At 73.8% G+C, this 19,071-nt stretch carries 16 protein-coding genes; 7 read left to right on the forward strand and 9 right to left on the reverse strand.

Features of this window, described 5'->3' with window-relative positions:
- The 4 genes from ACIP9D_RS14325 to ACIP9D_RS14340 all read left to right on the forward strand — a co-directional run bounded on the left by ACIP9D_RS14325 (window position 1) and on the right by ACIP9D_RS14340 (window position 4,884).
- The gene (locus ACIP9D_RS14325; protein WP_350871928.1) at window positions 1-1,047 is read left to right on the forward strand and encodes a sugar ABC transporter permease; all 1,047 of its coding nucleotides are present in this window, start codon (window positions 1-3) and stop codon (window positions 1,045-1,047) included.
- Between the two features lies 1 nt (window position 1,048).
- Complete coding sequence (locus tag ACIP9D_RS14330) at window positions 1,049-2,014, forward strand: carbohydrate ABC transporter permease (protein ID WP_350871926.1); 966 nt, start codon at window positions 1,049-1,051, stop codon at window positions 2,012-2,014.
- Between the two features lie 60 nt (window positions 2,015-2,074).
- Window positions 2,075-3,145 (forward strand): LacI family DNA-binding transcriptional regulator, encoded by a 1,071-nt coding sequence (locus ACIP9D_RS14335; protein WP_350871924.1) that lies wholly within the window; start codon window positions 2,075-2,077, stop codon window positions 3,143-3,145.
- Between the two features lie 65 nt (window positions 3,146-3,210).
- Window positions 3,211-4,884, forward strand: a complete 1,674-nt coding sequence (locus ACIP9D_RS14340) for a glycoside hydrolase family 13 protein (RefSeq protein ID WP_350872156.1) — start codon at window positions 3,211-3,213, stop codon at window positions 4,882-4,884.
- Window positions 4,885-4,925: 41 nt separating this feature from the next.
- Here the strand turns inward: ACIP9D_RS14340 and ACIP9D_RS14345 are convergent, their stop codons facing one another.
- The 8 genes from ACIP9D_RS14345 to xylA all read right to left on the reverse strand — a co-directional run bounded on the left by ACIP9D_RS14345 (window position 4,926) and on the right by xylA (window position 14,146).
- The gene (locus ACIP9D_RS14345; RefSeq protein ID WP_350871923.1) at window positions 4,926-6,356 is read right to left on the reverse strand and encodes an MFS transporter; all 1,431 of its coding nucleotides are present in this window, start codon (window positions 6,354-6,356) and stop codon (window positions 4,926-4,928) included.
- Between the two features lie 90 nt (window positions 6,357-6,446).
- A complete protein-coding gene (locus ACIP9D_RS14350; protein ID WP_350871922.1) occupies window positions 6,447-7,640 on the reverse strand; it encodes an ABC transporter permease in 1,194 nt (397 codons plus the stop codon).
- Window positions 7,633-8,316: an ABC transporter ATP-binding protein gene (locus ACIP9D_RS14355; RefSeq protein ID WP_350871920.1), complete on the reverse strand. Its 684-nt coding sequence runs from the start codon at window positions 8,314-8,316 to the stop codon at window positions 7,633-7,635. Before ACIP9D_RS14355 ends, ACIP9D_RS14350 begins: the two co-directional genes overlap by 8 nt.
- On the reverse strand, window positions 8,313-9,878 hold the full coding sequence (locus ACIP9D_RS14360) for a peptidoglycan-binding domain-containing protein (protein ID WP_350871918.1): 1,566 nt from the start codon (window positions 9,876-9,878) through the stop codon (window positions 8,313-8,315). The genes ACIP9D_RS14355 and ACIP9D_RS14360 overlap by 4 nt, the downstream gene beginning before the upstream one ends.
- Complete coding sequence (locus ACIP9D_RS14365; protein ID WP_350871916.1) at window positions 9,875-10,756, reverse strand: hypothetical protein; 882 nt, start codon at window positions 10,754-10,756, stop codon at window positions 9,875-9,877. Before ACIP9D_RS14365 ends, ACIP9D_RS14360 begins: the two co-directional genes overlap by 4 nt.
- A 66-nt stretch (window positions 10,757-10,822) precedes the next feature.
- A complete protein-coding gene (locus ACIP9D_RS14370; RefSeq protein ID WP_350871914.1) occupies window positions 10,823-11,251 on the reverse strand; it encodes a hypothetical protein in 429 nt (142 codons plus the stop codon).
- Window positions 11,252-11,494: 243 nt separating this feature from the next.
- Entirely contained in the window at window positions 11,495-12,946 is a 1,452-nt protein-coding gene (gene xylB / locus ACIP9D_RS14375; RefSeq protein ID WP_350871913.1) for a xylulokinase, read from the reverse strand.
- Window positions 12,947-12,958: 12 nt separating this feature from the next.
- Window positions 12,959-14,146, reverse strand: a complete 1,188-nt coding sequence (gene xylA, locus ACIP9D_RS14380) for a xylose isomerase (protein WP_350871911.1) — start codon at window positions 14,144-14,146, stop codon at window positions 12,959-12,961.
- 74 nt (window positions 14,147-14,220) lie between these two features.
- Between xylA and ACIP9D_RS14385 the strand changes: the two genes are divergently transcribed.
- Window positions 14,221-15,459 carry an ROK family protein gene (locus tag ACIP9D_RS14385; protein WP_350871909.1) on the forward strand — a complete coding sequence of 413 codons (1,239 nt, stop codon included), beginning with the start codon at window positions 14,221-14,223 and terminating at the stop codon, window positions 15,457-15,459.
- A 166-nt stretch (window positions 15,460-15,625) separates the two neighbouring features.
- On the forward strand, window positions 15,626-17,302 hold the full coding sequence (locus ACIP9D_RS14390; RefSeq protein ID WP_350871907.1) for a PP2C family protein-serine/threonine phosphatase: 1,677 nt from the start codon (window positions 15,626-15,628) through the stop codon (window positions 17,300-17,302).
- Here the strand turns inward: ACIP9D_RS14390 and ACIP9D_RS14395 are convergent, their stop codons facing one another.
- Window positions 17,303-17,878 (reverse strand): MarR family transcriptional regulator, encoded by a 576-nt coding sequence (locus ACIP9D_RS14395; RefSeq protein ID WP_350871905.1) that lies wholly within the window; start codon window positions 17,876-17,878, stop codon window positions 17,303-17,305. It abuts the gene before it with no gap.
- 57 nt (window positions 17,879-17,935) lie between these two features.
- Here ACIP9D_RS14395 and ACIP9D_RS14400 point away from each other — a divergent pair, with 57 nt between their 5' ends.
- The gene (locus ACIP9D_RS14400) at window positions 17,936-19,066 is read left to right on the forward strand and encodes a PP2C family protein-serine/threonine phosphatase (protein WP_350871903.1); all 1,131 of its coding nucleotides are present in this window, start codon (window positions 17,936-17,938) and stop codon (window positions 19,064-19,066) included.
- Window positions 19,067-19,071 lie beyond the last annotated feature (5 nt).

Raw genomic sequence — 19,071 nt, forward strand, 5'->3', positions numbered from 1 at the left:
ATGGAGTTCGACTTCGCGGAGGAACAGCCGAAGTTCCTCATGCTGATGTACGGGCTGATCGCTTTCGTCGCGGTGGTGGGCGGTCTGCTCCTGCTACTCGACGTGGTGCCGGCCTGGTTCGCCCGGCGGCGGGAGGGGCAGCTCGTCGCCGCCTCCGCGAGCGGGGCCCCGCTGCCCCGCCGGCGCAAGCAGCGGGAGGGCGTCTTCGCGCTCTTCTTCCTGCTGCCGACGCTGCTGCTGCTCACCGTCGGCCTGGTCGTGCCGGCCATCCGTACCACGCTGCTCTCCTTCATGGACGGCGGCAGCACCAACTGGGTGGGCCTGCGCAACTACGGGTGGATGTTCTCCGACAACTCGATCGTCCGGGTCCTGATCAACACCCTGGTCTGGGTGCTCCTGGTTCCCCTGGTGGCGACCGCGTTCGGCCTGATCTACGCCGTGCTGGTGGACAAGGCCCGGTTCGAGGCCGTGGCCAAGTCACTGATCTTCCTGCCGATGGCCATCTCCTTCGTCGGCGCGAGCATCATCTGGAAGTTCGTCTACGCCTACCGGGGCGAGGGCGACCAGATCGGCCTGCTCAACCAGATCGTGGTCAGCCTCGGCGGCGAACCCAAGCAGTGGCTGCTCGAGTCACCCCTGAACACGCTGCTGTTGATCGTCATCATGGTCTGGATCCAGGCCGGCTTCGCGATGGTGGTGCTCTCCGCCGCCATCAAGGCCATCCCCGCGGACATCGTGGAGGCCGCCCGGCTCGACGGGGTCAGCCCGTGGCAGATGTTCTGGCAGATCACCATGCCGAGCATCCGGCCGGCGCTGATCGTGGTGGTGGTGACCCTCTCGATCGCCACGCTCAAGGTCTTCGACATCGTCCGGACCTCGACCAACGGCAACTACGACACCAGCGTGATCGCCAACGAGATGTACAACCAGGCGTTCCGGTACGGCCAGAACGGGCAGGGCTCCGCGCTCGCGGTCTTCCTCTTCATCCTGGTCATCCCGGTCGTGATCTACCAGATCCGCAACCTCCGTCAGCAGCGGGAGGGCTGAGATGACCACCGCCACGCCCACAATTGCCGCCGGCACCCAGCAGACCGACGCACCGAAGACCACCGCCGGGCGGGTCCGCAAGCGGCTGAACAGCCGCACCGCGACCCTCATCTCGATCGTCATCGCGGTGGTGTGGACAATCCCGACCTTCGGTCTCTTCCTCTCCTCGCTGCGGCCCGAGGACGAGATCAAGACCACCGGCTGGTGGACGGCCTTCAGCAACCCGCAGTTCACCCTGGAGAACTACCAGGAGGTCCTGTTCGGGCGCTCGGCATCGTCCGGGCAGCTCGCCAGCTACTTCATCAACTCGCTGGCGATCACCATTCCCTCGGTGCTCTTCCCGCTCGCCTTCGCGGCCCTGGCCGCGTACGCGCTGGCGTGGATCAACTTCCGCGGCCGGGACTGGGTCTACATCGCGATCTTCGCGCTGCAGATCGTGCCCCTGCAGATGGCGCTGGTGCCGCTGCTGAAGTTCTTCTCCACCGGCGTCACCGTCGCCGGCGTCACCCTGATGCCGGCCTGGGACCTGGTCGACGAACAGAAGTTCGCCCAGGTGTGGTTCGCGCACACCTGCTTCGCGCTGCCGTTCGCCGTCTTCCTGCTGCACAACTTCATCTCGCAGCTGCCCGGAGACCTGATGGAGGCGGCCCGGGTGGACGGAGCCAGCCACCCGAAGATCTTCCGCACCATCGTGCTGCCGCTGATCACCCCGGCGCTGGCCGCGTTCGGCATCTTCCAGTTCCTCTGGGTCTGGAACGACCTACTGGTCGCGCTGATCTTCGCCGGCGGCGGCAACGAGACAGCTCCGCTCACCGTCCGGCTGGCCGAGATGGCCGGCACCCGGGGCAACGAGTGGCAACGGCTGACCGCCGGCGCGTTCGTCTCGATCGTCGTACCGCTGATCGTGTTCCTGTCCCTGCAGCGCTTCTTCGTGCGAGGTCTGCTCGCCGGCAGCGTCAAGGGCTGACCCGCGCCGCCGCCGCCCAGCACCAGGCGGCGGCGGACGCGGACGCGGAGCGGGGGAACCGTGACCAGGATTGATGATGTCGCCCGGTTGGCCGGGGTCTCCACGGCCACCGTCTCGCGGGCGCTGCGCGGGCTCCCGACGGTCTCGGCGGCGACCCGGCACCGGGTGCTCGCCGCCGCCGAGCAGTTGGACTACGCCGTCTCGCCGAGCGCCTCGCGGCTCGCCGGAGGCCGGACCGGCACGGTCGCCGTGGTGGTCCCCCGGATCACCCGGTGGTTCTTCAGCACGGTCGTCGAGGCGGTCGAGGACTTCCTTCACCAGTCCGGCTACGACCTGCTGCTGCACAATCTCGGCGGGCGGGAGCAGATCCGGCAGCGGGTGCTGCGCACGGCGAACCTGCACAAGCGGGTGGACGCCATCATCCTGGTGGCCACCCCGTTGCGGGCGGCCGACCTGACCGCCCTCGCCGCGCTGGACCTGCCCGGGGTGACGATCAGCTCGGGCACCGTCGTACCGGGCTGGCCGTGCGTCCGGATCGACGACGTGGCCGCCGCGCGGACCGCCACCCGGCACCTGCTCGACCTCGGCCACCGGCGGATCGCGCACATCTCCGGCGACCCGGACGACGAGCTGGCCTACACCACCCACCTGGACCGGCGGCGCGGCTACCAGGCGGAGCTGCGGGCGGCCGGCATCCGGCCGGATCCGAGTCTCGACATCGAGTCCCAGTTCACCATCGACGGCGGCAACCGGGCCGCCGCGGAGCTGCTGGCCCGGGGCGAACCGCCGACGGCGATCGTGGCGGCCTGCGACGAGATGGCGATGGGCGCGATGACCGCGCTGCGCGACGCCGGACTGCGGGTCCCGCAGGACGTCAGCGTGATCGGCATCGACGACCACGACCTGGCCGGGGTGCTCGGACTGAGCACCATCGCCCAGCCGGCGGCGGAGCAGGGCCGGCTGGCCGCCCGGCTGCTGCTCGACCCGCTCGGCGGCTCCATGGTCGACCCGGTCCCCGGCCGGACGCCCGGGCCGGCCGGCGACCGCCGGCCGGACGCGCCGACACCGCCGGTGATCCTGCCCACTCGGCTGGTCGTGCGCGAATCGACCGCACCACCCCGGGCAAACTGAACGGACTGCCCGTCACCGCCGCCGGGAATCCACCCGCACCCACGCACGACACTCGGGAGAAGACCCTGAACACCAACCTGACGCAGCAGAGTCCGACCGGTGACCCGATCACCGGCTGGTGGACCGAGGCGGTCATCTACCAGATCTACCCACGATCGTTCGCCGACTCGAACGGGGACGGGATCGGGGATCTGCCGGGCATCACCGCCCGGCTCGATCACCTGGTCGAGTTGGGCATCGACGCGGTCTGGCTCTCGCCGTTCTATCCGTCGCCGCAGGCCGACGCCGGCTACGACGTCGCCGACTACCGGGATGTCGACCCGCTCTTCGGCCAGCTGCCGGACGCGGACAAGCTGATCGGCGAGGCCCACTCACGCGGTCTGCGGGTGATCGTCGACCTGGTGCCCAACCACACCTCGTCCGCGCACCGCTGGTTCACCGAGGCGCTCGCCGCCGAGCCGGGCAGCCCGGCGCGGGCCCGGTACATCTTCCGGGACGGAAGTGGCCCGGACGGCGAGCAGCCGCCGAACGACTGGCAGAGCGTGTTCGGCGGGCCGGCCTGGACCCGCACCGTCGACCCGGACGGCCGGCCGGGCCAGTGGTACCTGCACCTCTTTGACACCGGCCAGCCGGACCTGAACTGGGACAACCCCGAGGTGCGCGCGGAGTTCCTGGACGTCCTCCGGTTCTGGCTGGACCGCGGCGTGGACGGCTTCCGGGTGGACGTCGCGCACGGGCTGATCAAGCAGGCCGACCTGGCCGACTGGCAGGAGCCGCAGGAGATTCTCTCCGGCAACGAGGGCGACCGGCCCCGCCCGCCGATGTGGGACCAGGACGGCGTGCACGAGATCTACCGGGAGTGGCGCCGGGTGCTGGACAGCTACCCCGGTGAGCGGGTGCTGGTCGCCGAGGCCTGGGTGGAGCCGGCCGAGCGGCTGGCCCGCTACGTGCGCCCGGACGAGATGCACCAGGCGTTCAACTTCGAGTACCTGCTCGCCGCCTGGTCCGCGCCCGCCCAGTACGCGGTGATCACCCGCTCGCTCGAGGCGACCGACGCGGTCGGCGCCCCGACCACCTGGGTGCTCTCCAACCACGACGTGGTGCGGCACGCGTCCCGGCTCGGCCTGCCGGTCGGCACCCCCCGGCCGAACGGCATCGGCATCGGCGACCCGCAGCCGGACGCGGCGCTCGGCCTGCGCCGGGCCCGGGCAGCCACCCTGCTGATGCTGGGCCTGCCCGGCTCGGCCTACCTCTACCAGGGTGAGGAGCTGGGTCTGCCCGAGCACACCACGATGCCGGACGAGGCTCGCCAGGACCCGACCTGGTTCCGCAGCGGGCACACCCACCGCGGCCGGGACGGCTGTCGGGTGCCGATCCCGTGGGAGGCCGACTCGCCGTCGTACGGCTTCGGGCCGACCGACGCGAGCTGGCTGCCGCAGCCGACGCTCTGGGCCGAGTACGCCCTGGACCGCCAGCGGGAGACGCCGGGGTCGACCTACGAGATGTACCGGACCGCGCTGCGGCTGCGCCGCGAGCACGAGCTGGGCCGGGGCACGCTGCGTTGGCGTGAGTCCGGCGATGAGGTGCTCACCTTCGACAACGGCGGGCTGACCGTGCTGACCAACTTCGGCCCGGCGCCGGTGCCGCTGCCCGCCGGCGCGGAGCTGCTGCACAGCAGCGCCCCGCTGACCGACGACGGCGCGGTCCCCACCGACGTGACGGTCTGGTTCCGCGGCTGACGTGCGACCGGGGCCCCGGGGGCGACTCCCCCGGGGCCCCGTCACTCCTCCAGGCGCTCCGCACGGCTGTGCAGCAGGTCGTGCACGGCGGTGATGTCCCGTGGCGAGGTACGCGAGGCCAGCCAGTACATGATGCCGGTGGGGATGAAGAAGAGCTGGAACGCGGCCAGCCCGACGGCGTAGTTCAGCGGTGGTGGGAACGCCGCCCGCAGCCCGTTGAAGGCCACCGTGACCAGGCCGTTGCCGGCCGCCCGACCGACACCGTTGACCAGGTTGCCGAGGCTGTAGACGGTGCCCCGGTGCTCGGGCGGGTTCACGTCGGCGATCAGCGCGAACCAGTTCGGCGAGTTGGCCGAGGTCAGGGCCAGCGCGACGAGCGCGGTCAGCAGACTGAGCCCGACCGTCGGCTCGGTGAAGACGCTGGACAGCACCGCACGGACCACCGCCCCGGTGCTGCCGCCGTCGGGCACGTCGATGCGGATCGGCACCAGGAAGAGCACCAGGTAGAACGGCACCGCGGCGAGGATGCCGATCGACGCGACCAGACCGCGCCCGCGCGGCGTACGCCGCTGGACCTTGTCGCCGACCAGCCCGCCCACGATGGAGAAGACCCCTCCGAGCTGGAACAGGGTGGCGAAGACACTGCCCACCACCACCGCGGTCGGCTCCGAGTAGCCCTGGTCCTCGGCTCGCTGGCCGAAGAGCACCGGCAGCCAGACCAGCGAGCCGAAGGCGGCCTGCGCGGTCAGCCCCTGCAGGATGAGCCAGACGTTGGTCCGCCGGTCCAGGATCCGGCGCAGATCGGCGCGGCGGATCCGGTAGTCGTAGTCGGCGCCGCCGGCGAGCGCGCCGGCCAGCTCCGGCTCGCTCTGCCCGCGCCGGATGTCGTAGGTGAACAGGTACGCCAGCGTGGCGACCAGGCCGACCACGGTCAGCACCAGGAACGGCCGGCGCCAGTCGGTGCTGCCGAGCAGGCCACCGACCAGGGTCCCGGCCAGGGTGCCGACGCCCTGGGAGAGCCCCCAGAAGCTCATCACCAGCCCGCGGCGGCGGGGCGAGATCAGGTCGGTGACCACCGAGAAGCCGACCGAGCCGACGGCGCCGAGGCCGATCGCCGCGATCAGCTGGGTGGCGAGGAAGGTCAGGTAGCTGCCGGCCAGCGCGCTGCCGCCGGTCCCGGCCGCCCAGATCAGGGTGCCGACCATCAGCAGCGGCTTGCGGTGGCCCCGGTCCCCGACGTACGCCCAACCGACCGCGGCCACCGCGCTGACCAGGAAGCTCACCGCGGTGACCAGCCCGAGCAGCCGCTCCGGCACGGTGAACGCGTCGGCGATCGACCCGTACAGCGGCGGGACCAGCCCGATCGCCACGTTGTCCAGCGAGGCGAGCAGCACGAACACCACCACGCTGTACAGCCGGTGCGCCCGGCTGCCGCCCCCGGCCCGCGCCAACCCACCCCGGGTCAAGGTCATACCGGCAGCAAACCAGAACCGGACGCCGGTGTCCTACTCGGGTGACACTCCGCGGGCGGCCACCGGCGCGGCGACGGGTGAGTCGTGGGGTCAGCCGTCCGCCCGCAGCGCGGCGACCGGCTCGACCCGGGACGCCCGCCAGGCGGGATAGATCCCCGCCAGCAACCCCACGACGGCGCCCAGCAGCGCGCCGCCCGGGGTCAGCCACGGCTCCATGACGGGCGTCCACTGCCGCAGGTAGCCCACCCCGACCACGGCCAGGACGCCCAGCGCCGCGCCCAGGACGCCACCGAAGAGCCCGACCAGCGCCGATTCGAGCATGAACAGCAGAGCGATGGAGCCACGGGTGGCACCCAGACTCCGCCGCAGCCCGATCTCCCCGACCCTTTGCAGCACCGAGACCAGCATGGTGTTGGCGATGCCGACGGCGCCGATGGCGAGCGTGACCGCGGCGAGGGCCAGGAACAGCGCCTGGGTGTCGGCAGCGACCTTCGCCCGGGTGGCCTCCGGCTCCGCAGGGCGCTGCGCCACCAGGGCATCCGGCTGCTGCGGTGCCAGCGCGAGCGGGGCCTGGCCGGCGACCAGCGCCGCCGCCCCGACATCGGTCTCCACCACCACGGAGAGCGGCGCGGCCAGCCCGAACCGGGTACGGGCCGTGCCGTCGGGCAGGATCACCGCGTCGAGCAGGCTGGGTACGCGTTCCACGGTGCCCAGCACGCCGATCACGGTGAACGCACGGTCCCCGACGAAGACGGCGGGCGACTGGCTCACGTCGGCCAGGTGCAGCCGGGCCGCCAGCCGGCCGCCGAGCACCACGACCCCGTCCCGACGGTCACTGTGCCCCTGGTCGTACCAGCGCCCGGCGAGCAGCGACCCGCGTACCGCGCCGAGGAGTTCCGGCGAGGCCGCCACCAGCGGCGGCTGGGTGACGTCGCTGGCCAGCGGGTCCACCACCGCGGTCGCCCGGACGGGTGTGCCCGGCAGATCCAGAGTGCTCATCGTCCCGGCCGCCACCACCCCGTTCAGCCGCTCGACACGTTCCGGGGCGTCCCACGGGATGGCGCTCTGCGCTCGCTCCGGACCGCCGTCGTTGGCCGGCAGCACAGTCACCGAGGTGGCCGCGAGCTCGTCGAAGTGCGACACGATGCGGGCACCGGCGGTGGTGGCGAGACCGAGGGTCGCCACCAGGGCGGCGATGCCCACCACCACACCCAGCGCGGTCAGCAGCGTGCGGTGCACCCGGGCCCGTATGCCGGCCAACGCCTCCCCGATGAGGTCACGCATCGACCGTCACCTCGCGAACGGTCCCGTCGGTGATCTCGACGCGACGCCGGGCCCGCGCCGCGACCTGCCCGTCGTGGGTGACCATGAGCACCGTCTGCCCCTCGTCGTTGAGCCGGACGAAGAGCGACAGCACCTCCTCCGCCGTCGCCGAGTCGAGGTTTCCGGTCGGCTCGTCGGCGAGGAGGAGCTGGGGATGGATGGAGAGCGCGCGGGCCACCGCCACCCGCTGCCGTTCGCCGCCGGACATCGTCGTCGGCATGGCGCCGGCCCGGTCGGCGAGCCCGACCCGGTCCAACGCCTCGGCCGCCCGCGCGACCCGCTGCCGCCGGGGGCAGCCGTGGTACAGCAGCGCGACCGTGACGTTCTCCAGCGCCGACCGGTGGGCCATCAGGTGGAAGCTCTGGAACACGAAACCGATGCGGGAGGAGCGCAGCCGGGTGCGTGCCCGGTCGGAGAGGCCCGACACGTCCTCTCCGTCGAGCCGGTACGACCCCGACGTCGGACGGTCGAGCAGACCGAGGATCTGCAACAGCGTCGACTTGCCCGAGCCGGAGCGACCGGTGATGGCGACCCACTCGCCGGCCCGGATCGTCAGGTCCGTGGGGCGTAGCGCGGTCACCGGCCGGACGGCGGGAAAGACCCGGCTGACGCCACGCAGCTCGACCAGGGGTGTCACGACCGCTCGCCGACGACGACCAGGTCACCCTCGGCGAGCGCCCCGCCCGTGGCCCGCACCTCGGCGAACCCACCCGAGGAGAGGCCCACGGTCACCGGCACGTCGCGCCCGCCCGATCCGTCGGAGACCCGTACCCGGGCCGCGCCGGAGGCGTCGGTGATCAGGGCGGCCAGCGGCACGGCGAGCACCGTGCCGTCGGTGCTGGAGATGGGGATGCGGATCCGCACGTCCCGACCGTGCAGCTCCGCCGGAACGGCGCCGACCGGCCTGATCCGCAGCTCGTACTGCCCGTCGGGGGTGTCGCCCGTGCCCGGCTTGTCCGCGACGTGCGACACCTCGCCGGCGAAGGTGGCGACTCCCTCGCCCTCGTCGAGCTGCGCGCGCTGCCCCACCTTGAGCAGCCCTCGCTCCTCCGCCGAGATGCCGCTGACCACCTCAAGCGCCGCCGCCGTCAGGCTCATCACCGTGCCGCTCGCCTCGCGCCCCAGGGCCGTCTCCACCTTGTCCACCCGCCGGGGCAGCGCCGGAACGAAGGCCACCTCGCCGCGAGGGAGGCGAACCCCCACGGCGGCCTGGAGCCGGCTCAGCGCAGCGCGCGCCTCGGCCTGCCGCCGGACGGCGGCGGTCACCGCGGCCTGCGCGGCGGACACGTCGGCGGAGCCGGTCAGCTCGGCCAGGTCGGCCCGGGCCAGCTCCAGCTCCACCCGAGCCGCTTCCACGTCAGCCGTGAGCCGGCCGATGGTGGCCTCCGGCGCGCCGTCGGCGATCGCCGCGTCCCGCGTCCGGACCGCGGCCTCGACGTCGGCCTCGGCGCTGCGCACCCGGGCCCGGGCCACGGTGAGCTCCGACGCCGGCGGCCCCCGCTCGGCGCTGCGCAGCGCCGCCCGGGCGGTGTCGAGGGCGCCGTCGGCCGCGGCGATCCGATCGCGTGCCGCGGCCACCTGCTGCTCCTGTTCCGCGGACGGCCCGACCGGCTCGTATCCGGCGGCCCGGTAGAGCCGTTCCACGGCGGCCGAGGTCCGGGCGTCGTACCTGTCGTCCGGAAGCCCGGTGAAGTGGCCCAGCCGGGCCAGGGCCCGCTCCAGCTGGCGGACGTCCGGGCCGGTACTGCCGGGCGCCAGCGTGCGGTACATCGGGATGGCCCCGTCCATCAGGATCACCGGCCGGCCGGATATCTGCAGCGCCACGTCCCCCTCGTCGAGGCTGCTGCCCGGCTTCGGCACCCGACCGGTGACCACGAGCTTGCCGAGCCGGCCGTCGCCGAGGTCGGCGTCCACGGTCAGCGCCTGCGGCTCGGCGAACCCGAGCGCGCCACGGACCACGACCGAGGTGGCGATCACCCGGCGCTCCACCGGCACCGTGATCGCGCCCGCCTCAGGCGGCGCGGCGTGCTGGGCGGCCTCCATCGGAGACTGGATGGCTCGGCCCGCCCACCAGCCGACCGCCGCCGCCAGCACCGCCACCGCGACCAGTGTCGACAGCGCACCGGGGCGCCGCGCGGACGCGGAGCGACCCAGCGCCGCCAGCCGGGCCAGCACCGGGTGCCGAGCCGTTCGAGTCACAGCTCACCGGCCAGTGCCTTGTCCAGGTACTCCCGGTAGACCTGCTTGTAGAGGTCGTCGTAGGGCCACTGGCAGGGCTCGGTCTGCCGCGCCTCGGCGATCTCCCGCTCCTGCAGCCGCTTGAGCTCGGCGAGTTCCGTGGCGGTGAAGACGTCCGCGAGGCGCAGCGCCGCGCTGTCCCGTCCGGCCTCCTCGGCCTCGGCGACGGCCCGCTCGAAGCCGTCGCGGAACTTCTCAGCCGCCTTCGCCAGCCGCAGCGACCGGGCGTCCCCGCTGTCGAAGCCCTTCTCCTCCAGGCAGGTGCTCCGCGCCTCGCCGGCCCGGACGACCCGGGCATCGGCGTCGACCGCACCGTAGATCCGGTCACTGCGAGCCGACTGCTCGGGGCTGAGTCGGAGGTTCGCGACGTTCGGCGCCGGCCCGAACCGTCCGTCCGTCTCCTTGCGGCAGCGCTCCAGCCGACCACGCCAGCCGCCGACCTGCTCCGAGGTCATCCCGGCCAGCGCCTTACGGTTCGGGTCGACCCGCCGGGTGCCGGGCGGCAGGTAGTCGATCAGCGTGGTCAGCCCGTACCCGTACTGCCGGACGAACTGCTCGCGGGTGAGCCCCAGCGCGATCCGGCGGTCGACCGCCCACTGGTCGATGAAGGGCTGGTAGTCGTAGCCCTCCGCCTTCATGCACCCGACCAGCGCGCTGTTCACCTGGTCCCAGTAGGCGAGCGTCTCGTCCCGGTTGTCGTCGCCCCGGTCGAGCGCCTCGGCCATCACCTTCTCCACCGGCTTCGCCGGCGCGGTGTCGGCGGCCGGCCCGGCGGAGGAGCAGCCGGCGGCGGCGAGGGCGACCACGAGGCCCACGGAGGCGAGCCTGGACGTTCTCATGTCACATCCCGTCAACTCGCTGGTTGCGGGCCGGTCCGCTCGGCGAACCGGCCCACAAGCATCCGGTCAGTAGGCGCCGTTGTAGTAGTTGGTGCTCAGCGCCCCGGTGGCGGTGAGCTGGCCGCGGAAGTCGGCCCAGACGTTGCCGTTCTGGTCCCAGAAGGTGTAGTTGTAGCCGGCCGAGTCGCAGCTGGTGCCCTGCGTCCCGACGTAGGCAGGGTCGTAGTAGCGGACGGCCAGGCAGGAGCCGTCGGTGTAGGTGTCGCTGATCTTGCCGTAGTAGACGCCGTTGCGGTTGCAGGTCTCCGGCGAGCGCAGTTGCTCCACACCGCGCTTGACTCCGCCGACGTAGACCTGCACCGGCGAGCCGTAGTTGCTCTCGTAGCAGCCGGCCTGGGCGGGCGCGGCAATGGCTTGGACGGCGACGATCCCGCCGGCCGTCAGCGCGAGCGCCGCGACGGATGCCCGCAGTTTGGTTCCCGGTACACGCTGCACATCGACTCCTCCCGTTGGGTGACCGAACGGTAATCAGCCGAACGCGCTGCGCGCTGCCCCGTCCGACCGTCCAACGTGGTGGGACGGCGGGCAGCGTCGCACGCAGTCACCCTCCTCAATGCCAGGCCGCCTGATCCCGCCCGCCGATCCGGACGGCGAGCTGCGCCTACGGACGAGCCCCCGGTCGGGACGACCGGGGGCTCATGACCAAAAGTTATCGTTGCAGATCGATAACGGAACGCTTCAGCGGTCGATCACATGATCCCGGGCCTCGGCGTACCGGGCCCGGACGGCGGGTACCGGCTCGGCGTCGTACTCCTCGGTGCCGGCCGGGCTCCACTCCGGCGCCGCCGCGCCGCCCAGGGCGACCCAGGCGGCCTGGCGAGCCGCCCCGTCGGCGACGTACTCGCCGGGCGGTGGGACCACCACGGGGCAACCGAAGACCTGCGGAGCGATCCGGCGCACCGCGGCCGACCGCGCCCCGCCACCGACCAGGATCACCCGGCGGACCGCCACGCCCTGGGCGATCACGGCGTCCAACCCGTCGGCGAGCGCGCAGAGCATGCCCTCGACGGCCGCCCGGGCGAGATGCGCCGGGGTGGACGTCCGCAGGGTCAGCCCGTGCACCGCGCCGGTGGCCGACGGCCGGTTCGGGGTCCGCTCGCCCTCCAGGTAGGGGACCATCACCAGCCCTTGCGCGCCGGCCGGCGCGGAGAGGGCCAGCTCGGCCAACTCGTCCAGGCTCACCCCGAGCATCGACGCGGCGGCGTTGAGCACCCGGGCCGCGTTGAGCGTGGCGACCAGCGGCAGGAACCGGCCGGTGGCGTCGGCGAAGCCGGCCACGGTGCCGGTCGGGTCGGCGGACGGACCCTCGGCGACGCTGAACACCGTCCCGGAGGTGCCGATCGAGATCACCACGTCGCCGGGGCCGGCGCCGACGCCGAGCGCGGCGGCGGCGTTGTCGCCGGTGCCCGGGCCGAGCAGCGCGCCACCGCCGGTGGCGCCGCCCGGCACGCCGTCGGCGGCCAGGGCGCCGACATGCAGCTCCCCGGCCGGGTCGGCCGGGCCGAGCACGGTCGGCACCCGCAGACGGCGGCCGAAGGCCTGCTCAAGCAGGTCGAATCGGTATTCCCCGGTCGTCGGCGACCAGTAGCCGGTGCCGCTGGCGTCACCTCGGTCGGTGCGGATCCCGGCCAGGTCGACCGCCCCGGCCAGCCGCCAGGTGAGCCAGTCGTGCGGCAGGCAGACCGCGGCCACCCGGTCGGCGTTCTCCGGCTCGTGCCGGGCCAGCCAGCGCAGCTTGGTGGCGGTGAAGCTGGCCACCGGCACGCTGCCCACCGCCTCGGCCCAGAACCGCCGCCCCGCCTCGCCGCCGCCGGCCTCCTCGATCAGGTCCGCGGCGGCACCGGCGGAGCGGGTGTCGTTCCAGAGCAGGGCGGGCCGGACCACGCTGCCGTCCTCGTCCAGCGCGACCATGCCGTGCTGCTGACCGCCGACCGAGACGGCCGCCACGTCGGCCAGGCCGCCGGCGGCGTCGACCGCCGACCGCAGGGCCGTCCACCAGGCTGCCGGATCAACCTCGGTGCCGTCCGGGTGCGGCGCCCGGCCCTCGCGGACCAGGGCGCCGGTCTCCGCGTCCCGGATCACCACCTTGCTGGACTGGGTGGACGAGTCCACCCCCGCGACGAGCGGCATGGTGACCCCGCCTCAGCGCGCGCCGAGCAGGTGCTCGACGGCGAGCTGGTTGAGCCGGACGAAGCCGAAGCCCCGGGCCGCGACCGCGTCCACGTCGAACTCCTCGAAGGCGGACCGGTCGGCCAGCAGCTCGGTGTAGCTCTCCCCGTCGCCGAGCGTCGGCACGGCCAGCTCGCCGACCTTGCTGGCGGCGAGCGCCTCGATCACCTCGGGGTCGGCGCGGAACGCCGCGGCCCGCTCCTTGAGCAGCAGGTAGGTTGCCATGTTCGCCTCGGCCGACGCCCACACGCCCGCGATGTCCTCGGTCCGGGACGGCTTGTAGTCGAAGTGCCGCGGCCCGTCGTACGCCGGCCCGCCCGCCGGGCCGCCGTTCTCCAGCAGGTCGACCAGGGCGAACGCGTTCATCAGGTCGCCGTGGCCGAAGACCAGGTCCTGGTCGTACTTGATGCCGCGCTGGCCGTTGAGGTCGAGGTGGAACAGCTTGCCCTGCCAGAGCGCCTGGGCGATGCCGTGGGCGTAGTTCAGCCCGGCCATCTGCTCGTGGCCCACCTCGGGGTTGAGGCCGACAAGCTCGGGGTGCGCCAGGGTGGAGATGAAGGCCAGCGCGTGCCCGACGGTGGGCAGCAGGATGTCGCCGCGCGGCTCGTTCGGCTTGGGCTCGAGCGCGAAGCGCAGGTCGTAGCCGCGGTCGATGACGTACTGGGTGAGCAGGTCGACGGACTCGCGGTAGCGCTCCAGCGCGGCACGCACGTCCTTGGCCACGTCGTACTCGGAGCCCTCCCGGCCGCCCCACATCACGAAGGTCTTGGCACCCAGCTCGGCGGCCAGGTCGACGTTGCGCAGCACCTTGCGCAGCGCGTAGCGGCGAACCTCGCGGTCGTTGCTGGTGAAGCCGCCGTCCTTGAAGACCGGGTGGGTGAAGAGGTTGGTGGTGACCATCGGCACCACCAGGCCGGTCTCGTCGAGGGCCTTGCGGAACCGGGCGATGTGCTGGTCGCGGGTGGCGGCGTCGACGCCGAACGGGATCAGGTCGTCGTCGTGGAAGGTGACGCCGTACGCGCCGAGCTCGGCGAGCCGGTGCACCGCCTCGACCGGGTCCAGCTCCGGGCGGGTGGCGTCACCGAACGGATCGCGCGCCTGCCAGCCCACGGTCCAGAGCCCGAAGGAGAACTTGTCGGCGGGGGTGGGACGGGGTGCCATGGCAGCCTCCGGGGTGCGGTCAACTATTTGTTCAGCGATTGAATTATTTGCTTGACCTGTGGCAGTGTCAAGGGGTGACGTCTACCTCCGCCCCGGCCGGCGCGGTCCGGCAGGGCAGCCTGCGCGAGCTGAACCTCGCCGTGGTGCTCGGCCGGATCGCGGCCGCCGAACGCCCGCCGTCCCGGGCCGACCTGGCCGCCGAGACCGGTCTCACCCGGGCCACCGTCTCCGCGGTGGTCGAGGACCTGATCACCGGTCGGCTGGTCACCGAGGCCGAACCGGCCCCCCGCGCCGGGGCCGGTCGCCCCGCCCGTGGCCTGGTGCTGGCCGGCGACGGCCCGGCCGGGCTCGGCCTGGAGGTCAACGTCGACTACCTGGCCGTCTGCGTGGTGGACCTGGCCGGCCAGCTCCGGCACCACACCGTGCACCGCGCCGACCTGCGTCCGGTCTCCCCCGCCGACGCGCTCGCCCGCCTGGTCGAGCTGGCCGGCCGGGCGCGCGCCGACGCCGCGGCGCAGGGCCTCACCCTGGCCGGCGCGGCGCTCGCCGTGCCCGGCCTGGTCGACGACGCGGGCGTGGTGCGGCTGGCGCCGAACCTGGGCTGGCGGGACGTGCCCGTACCCGCCGTGCTCGCCGGGCACCCGCCGTTGACCGAGCAGGTCGACGGCGTACCGCCGCTGGTGGTCGACAACGAGGCCAATCTGGCCGCGCTCGGCGAGCTGCACGCCGGCCCCGCCGGGCCCGCCAGCTTCCTGCACATCTCCGGTGAGGTCGGCATCGGCGCCGGGATCGTGCTCGACGGCGCCCTGTTCCGGGGCGCCCGGGGCTGGAGCGGCGAGATCGGGCACATCCCGATCCGTCCCGAGGGGCGGCCGTGCCGATGCGGCGGGCGGGGCTGCCTGGAGCAGTACGCCGGCCAGGAGGCCATCCTGGCCGCCGCCGGCCTGGCCGGGGCCGACCTGCCGGCGGACACCGCCGCGACCCGGCTCGCCGAGCTGGCCGGCGCCGGCGCCGAGCACGCACTGCGCGCGCTGGACGAGGCGGGCGTCGCGCTCGGCGTCGCGGTCGCCAGCGTGGTGAACCTGCTCGACCTGGACACCGTGGTCCTCGGCGGTGGTTACGCCCCGCTCACCCCGTGGCTGCAGTCGCCGGTGCTCGCCGAGATCTCCCGTCGGGTGCTGACCGCGGCCTGGTCGCCGGTCACCGTCCGGCCGGCGACGCTCGGTGCGGACGCCGCCGTGCTGGGCGCCGCCGGTTCGGTGGTCCGCCGGATCATCGCGCGGCCCGCCGGCTGGCTGGCCCGGGTCGGCTGACCCACCCCTCGTTGACCTGCGGTCGATCCGCCGGGCGGACGGGCCGCGCGCCTGCGCGTTCGGGTGCCGTCCTCGGTACGCTTGCTGGCAGGCAACGATCCCCAGCCGAGGAGTGCAGGACCAGCATGCGGACAGGTCGACAGACCGGGGCGCCCGGCGACCCGCGGTGACCGCGACCCGCCAGGACGGCGTCAGCGGTCCGGTCGGCGACGGTGCCGGGAGGGCCTGCCCACCGGCCCCGCGGTCCCCGCGTGCCGCGCCGCCGGCCGACCCGGGGCTGGCCCGGGAGTTGCTGGACGGGCTGGCCGAGGCGGTGCTCACCACCGACGGCGCGGGCGTGGTCACCCTGGTCAACGCGATGGCGGCCGAACTGCTCCCGGAGATCGTGCCGGGTGACGCGCTGGCCGGGTGCCCGGTGCCCGGCCTGGCCCGGGCGGTCCGCGACCGCGCCGCCGAGTTCGACACCGAACACCGTGGCCGCCGGTTGCGCGGCGCCCGGCGAGAGCTGGCGGGTGGCCGGTACGCCTGGTACGTCCGGGACGTCACCGAGGAGCACGCGCGCGACGAGGCCCTGCGGGCCGAGCGGTCCCGCACCGCGTTCCTCGCCCAGGCCGGCAGCCGGCTCGGGCTCTCCCTGGACCGGGATCAGGTCCTGCGGGCCGCCGTCACACTCGCCATCCCCTACTTGGCCGATGCCGCCGTGGCGCTGCACCATCCGCCCCCGCCCGGCGATGCCCGCCCGCACTGGCACCGGCACGCCGACGGTGAGCCGGGCCCGGTCGCCGGCGTGGGCCCGCCGGAGCTGACCGGCGGGCTCCCGGGAGTCGCCGAGGCGCTGGCCGGCGAGCCCGTCGAACCGGATGGGTGGCCGGCGGCCGCGCGCGCCGCGCTGGCCCCGCTGCTGCCCGCCGACTTCGACACCCTCGGCACGGTGCTGGTCAGCCCGATGCCCGGGCCCGCGGGCGCCGCCGGCGCCCTGCTGCTGCTCCGCCGGGCCGGCCGGACGGGCTTCGACCGGCGCGACGTCGAGCTGGGCCGCGAGTTCGCGGCCCGGGCCGGAGCCGCCCTGTCCACCGCCGAGCTCTACGGCGCGCAGGCACATCTGGCCCGGGTACTGCACGACAGCCTGCTCCCGCCGGCGCTGCCGGCCCTCGCGGGGCTCACCCTCGCCGGCGGCTACCGCGCCGCGGGTGACAGCCTGCGCATCGGCGGCGGCTTCTACGACGTCTTCCCCACCGGGCAGGGGGCGATGTTCGCCATCGGCGACGTCAGCGGCAAGGGCGTCGGGGCGGCAGTGCTCACCGGCCGGGTGCGCCAGTCGTTGCAGACCCTGCGCCTGGTCGAACAGCGCCCGCTGGAGCTGATCGGGCTGCTCAACCGGGCGCTGCTGGACGCGCCCGACGCCGCCCGGCGCAGCCAGTTCACCAGCTTGCTGCTCGGCGCCCTGGACCGGCTGCCCACGGGGGGCCTGCACGTCCGGGTGGCCGGCGGCGGGCACCCGGCGCCACTGCTGCGGCGCGCCGACGGGACGGTGACCCCGGTCGCCGTCGGCGGGATGGCGGTCGGCGCGCTGCCCACCACCCGGTTCGTCGCGACGCAGGTGCGGCTCGCCCCGGGTGAGCTGCTGCTGACCTACACCGACGGGGTCACCGGGGCGCGCGGGGGCCCCGACGGCGGGGAGCCGCTCGGGGAGGCGCGGCTGCGGGCGATGCTCGCCGCGGCGGCCGGGCTGTCCCCGGCCGCGCTGGTCGACCGGCTGCTCCGCTCGGTGGACGAGTGGCAGGCCGGGCAGGGCGACGACGACGTGGCGATGCTCGCCGTGCGCCCGGACGAGCCGGCCTGATCAGGCCGTACGGGCCACCGGCGGCTCGTCCGCCGGCCATTCGCGGGGTGCCGGGAGCGAGTGACCCCGGCCGTCGAGCCGCTCCGGCCGGACCGGCACCGGTTCCGCCGGCGCGGACCGCGCCTCCTGCCGGCGGGCCGTCTCGTCGAACTCCCGCATCCCGTGCAGCAGCGCCGTCCGGCCCTCCGGCGTCATCCCGTCGATGATCCGGGCCAGCTGCTCCCGCCGGTCGTCACGCAGTTCGGCGAGGAGCCGTCGAGCCTCCGGGGTGAGGTGCAGCGAGATCTCCCGGCGGTCGAGCCGGCCGGGCTCGCGCTCCAGCATTCCCGCGGCCACCAGCCGGTCGCAGAGCCGGCTGGCCGAGCTGAGCAGCATGTCGAGGCGGCTGGCGAGCCGGCGGAGGTTGATCCCGTCGTGCTGCTCGACCACCATCACCGCCCGCAACTGGGCGCCGGAGACCCGGCTGGTCGTCCGCTCCCGCGCCGCCTCCCACACGGTCAGCAGGGCGCCCGCCGCCACGTCCAACGCGGCGGCCATACTCGTTTCGGGGTCCGGAGGACCATGCAGTTCGGCCATGGTGGCCCGAGACTACTCCGAAGATGGTGTGGTTGAGCTTGCGATCAAGGAGCGGGCATGAGCGAACCGGTCAACCGGGCACGAGGCGCGCTAACTGACTCGCCCGCCGATCTGCTCGTGGAGCGGATCGGCGAGGTCGTCGCCCGGTCGTACCGGGTCACCGAGTGCGAGCTGCTCCAGGTCGACTACCGGCTCGCGCTGCTGATGCCGCTCGGCGAGGGCGAGCCGGTCAGCGGTCCCGGCCATCCGGCGTGGCGCTGCTTCGACCACCAGGAGCCGGTGCTCAGCGAGGACGTCGGCTACTTCCCGGTGAGCATGCGCGGCGAGCGTCGCGGCGTCCTGCGGCTGTCGCCGGTGCCGGAGGAGCCGACCGTGCTCGGTGAGCTGGCCGAGATCGCCACCGCGCTCGCCCACGAGATCACCGCCGTCTCGGCCGGCACCGACGTCTACCGGGCGGCCCAGCGCAGCCAACGGCTGACCCTCGCCGCCGAGATGCAGTGGGAGCTGCTCCCCGGGCGCAGCCGGAGCCGGCCGGCGTTCAGCCTGGCCGGGCAGCTGGAGCCGGCGTACGCGGTGCGCGGCGACAGCTTCGACTGGTCCGACGACGGGCATCGGCTGTGGCTCTCCACCATCAACGGCATGGGCGAGGGGGTGGCCGCGTCGATGCTCACCGCGCTGGTCACCAGCGCCCTGCGCAACGCCCGTCGGGGCGGGCTCTCCCTGGCCGACCAGGCCGCCCTCGCCGACCAGGCGATCTACGACCTGCACCGGGGCAGCCAGTACCTCTCCGTCCTGCTGATGGAGCTGGACCTTGCCGGCGGGGAGATGACCGTCGTCGACGCCGGTTCCCCCCGGCTGATCCGGCTGCGCGACGGCGAGGTCACCGAGCAGCCGCTGGAGGCGCAGTTCCCGCTCGGCATGTTCGAGGCGACCGACTACCGGGAGCAGCGGTTCACCCTGCGCCGCGGGGATCGACTCTTCGTGGTCAGCGACGGGGTCGTCGACGCCACCGGGCACCACAAGCGGTACGGCGAGACGGCACTGGACCGGTTCCTGCGCCGGACGGGGCCGATGGAGCCGCTGGACGCCGTGCGGTCGCTCCTCGGCGACCTGCGCGCGTTCGTGGCCGGCGACCTGGTCGACGACGCCGTGGTGGTCTGCCTGGACTGGACCGGCCCGCAGCCCTGACCGGC

The organism is Micromonospora sp. NPDC093243 (genome assembly GCF_044753725.1).
Taxonomy (GTDB): Bacteria; Actinomycetota; Actinomycetes; order Mycobacteriales; family Micromonosporaceae; genus Micromonospora.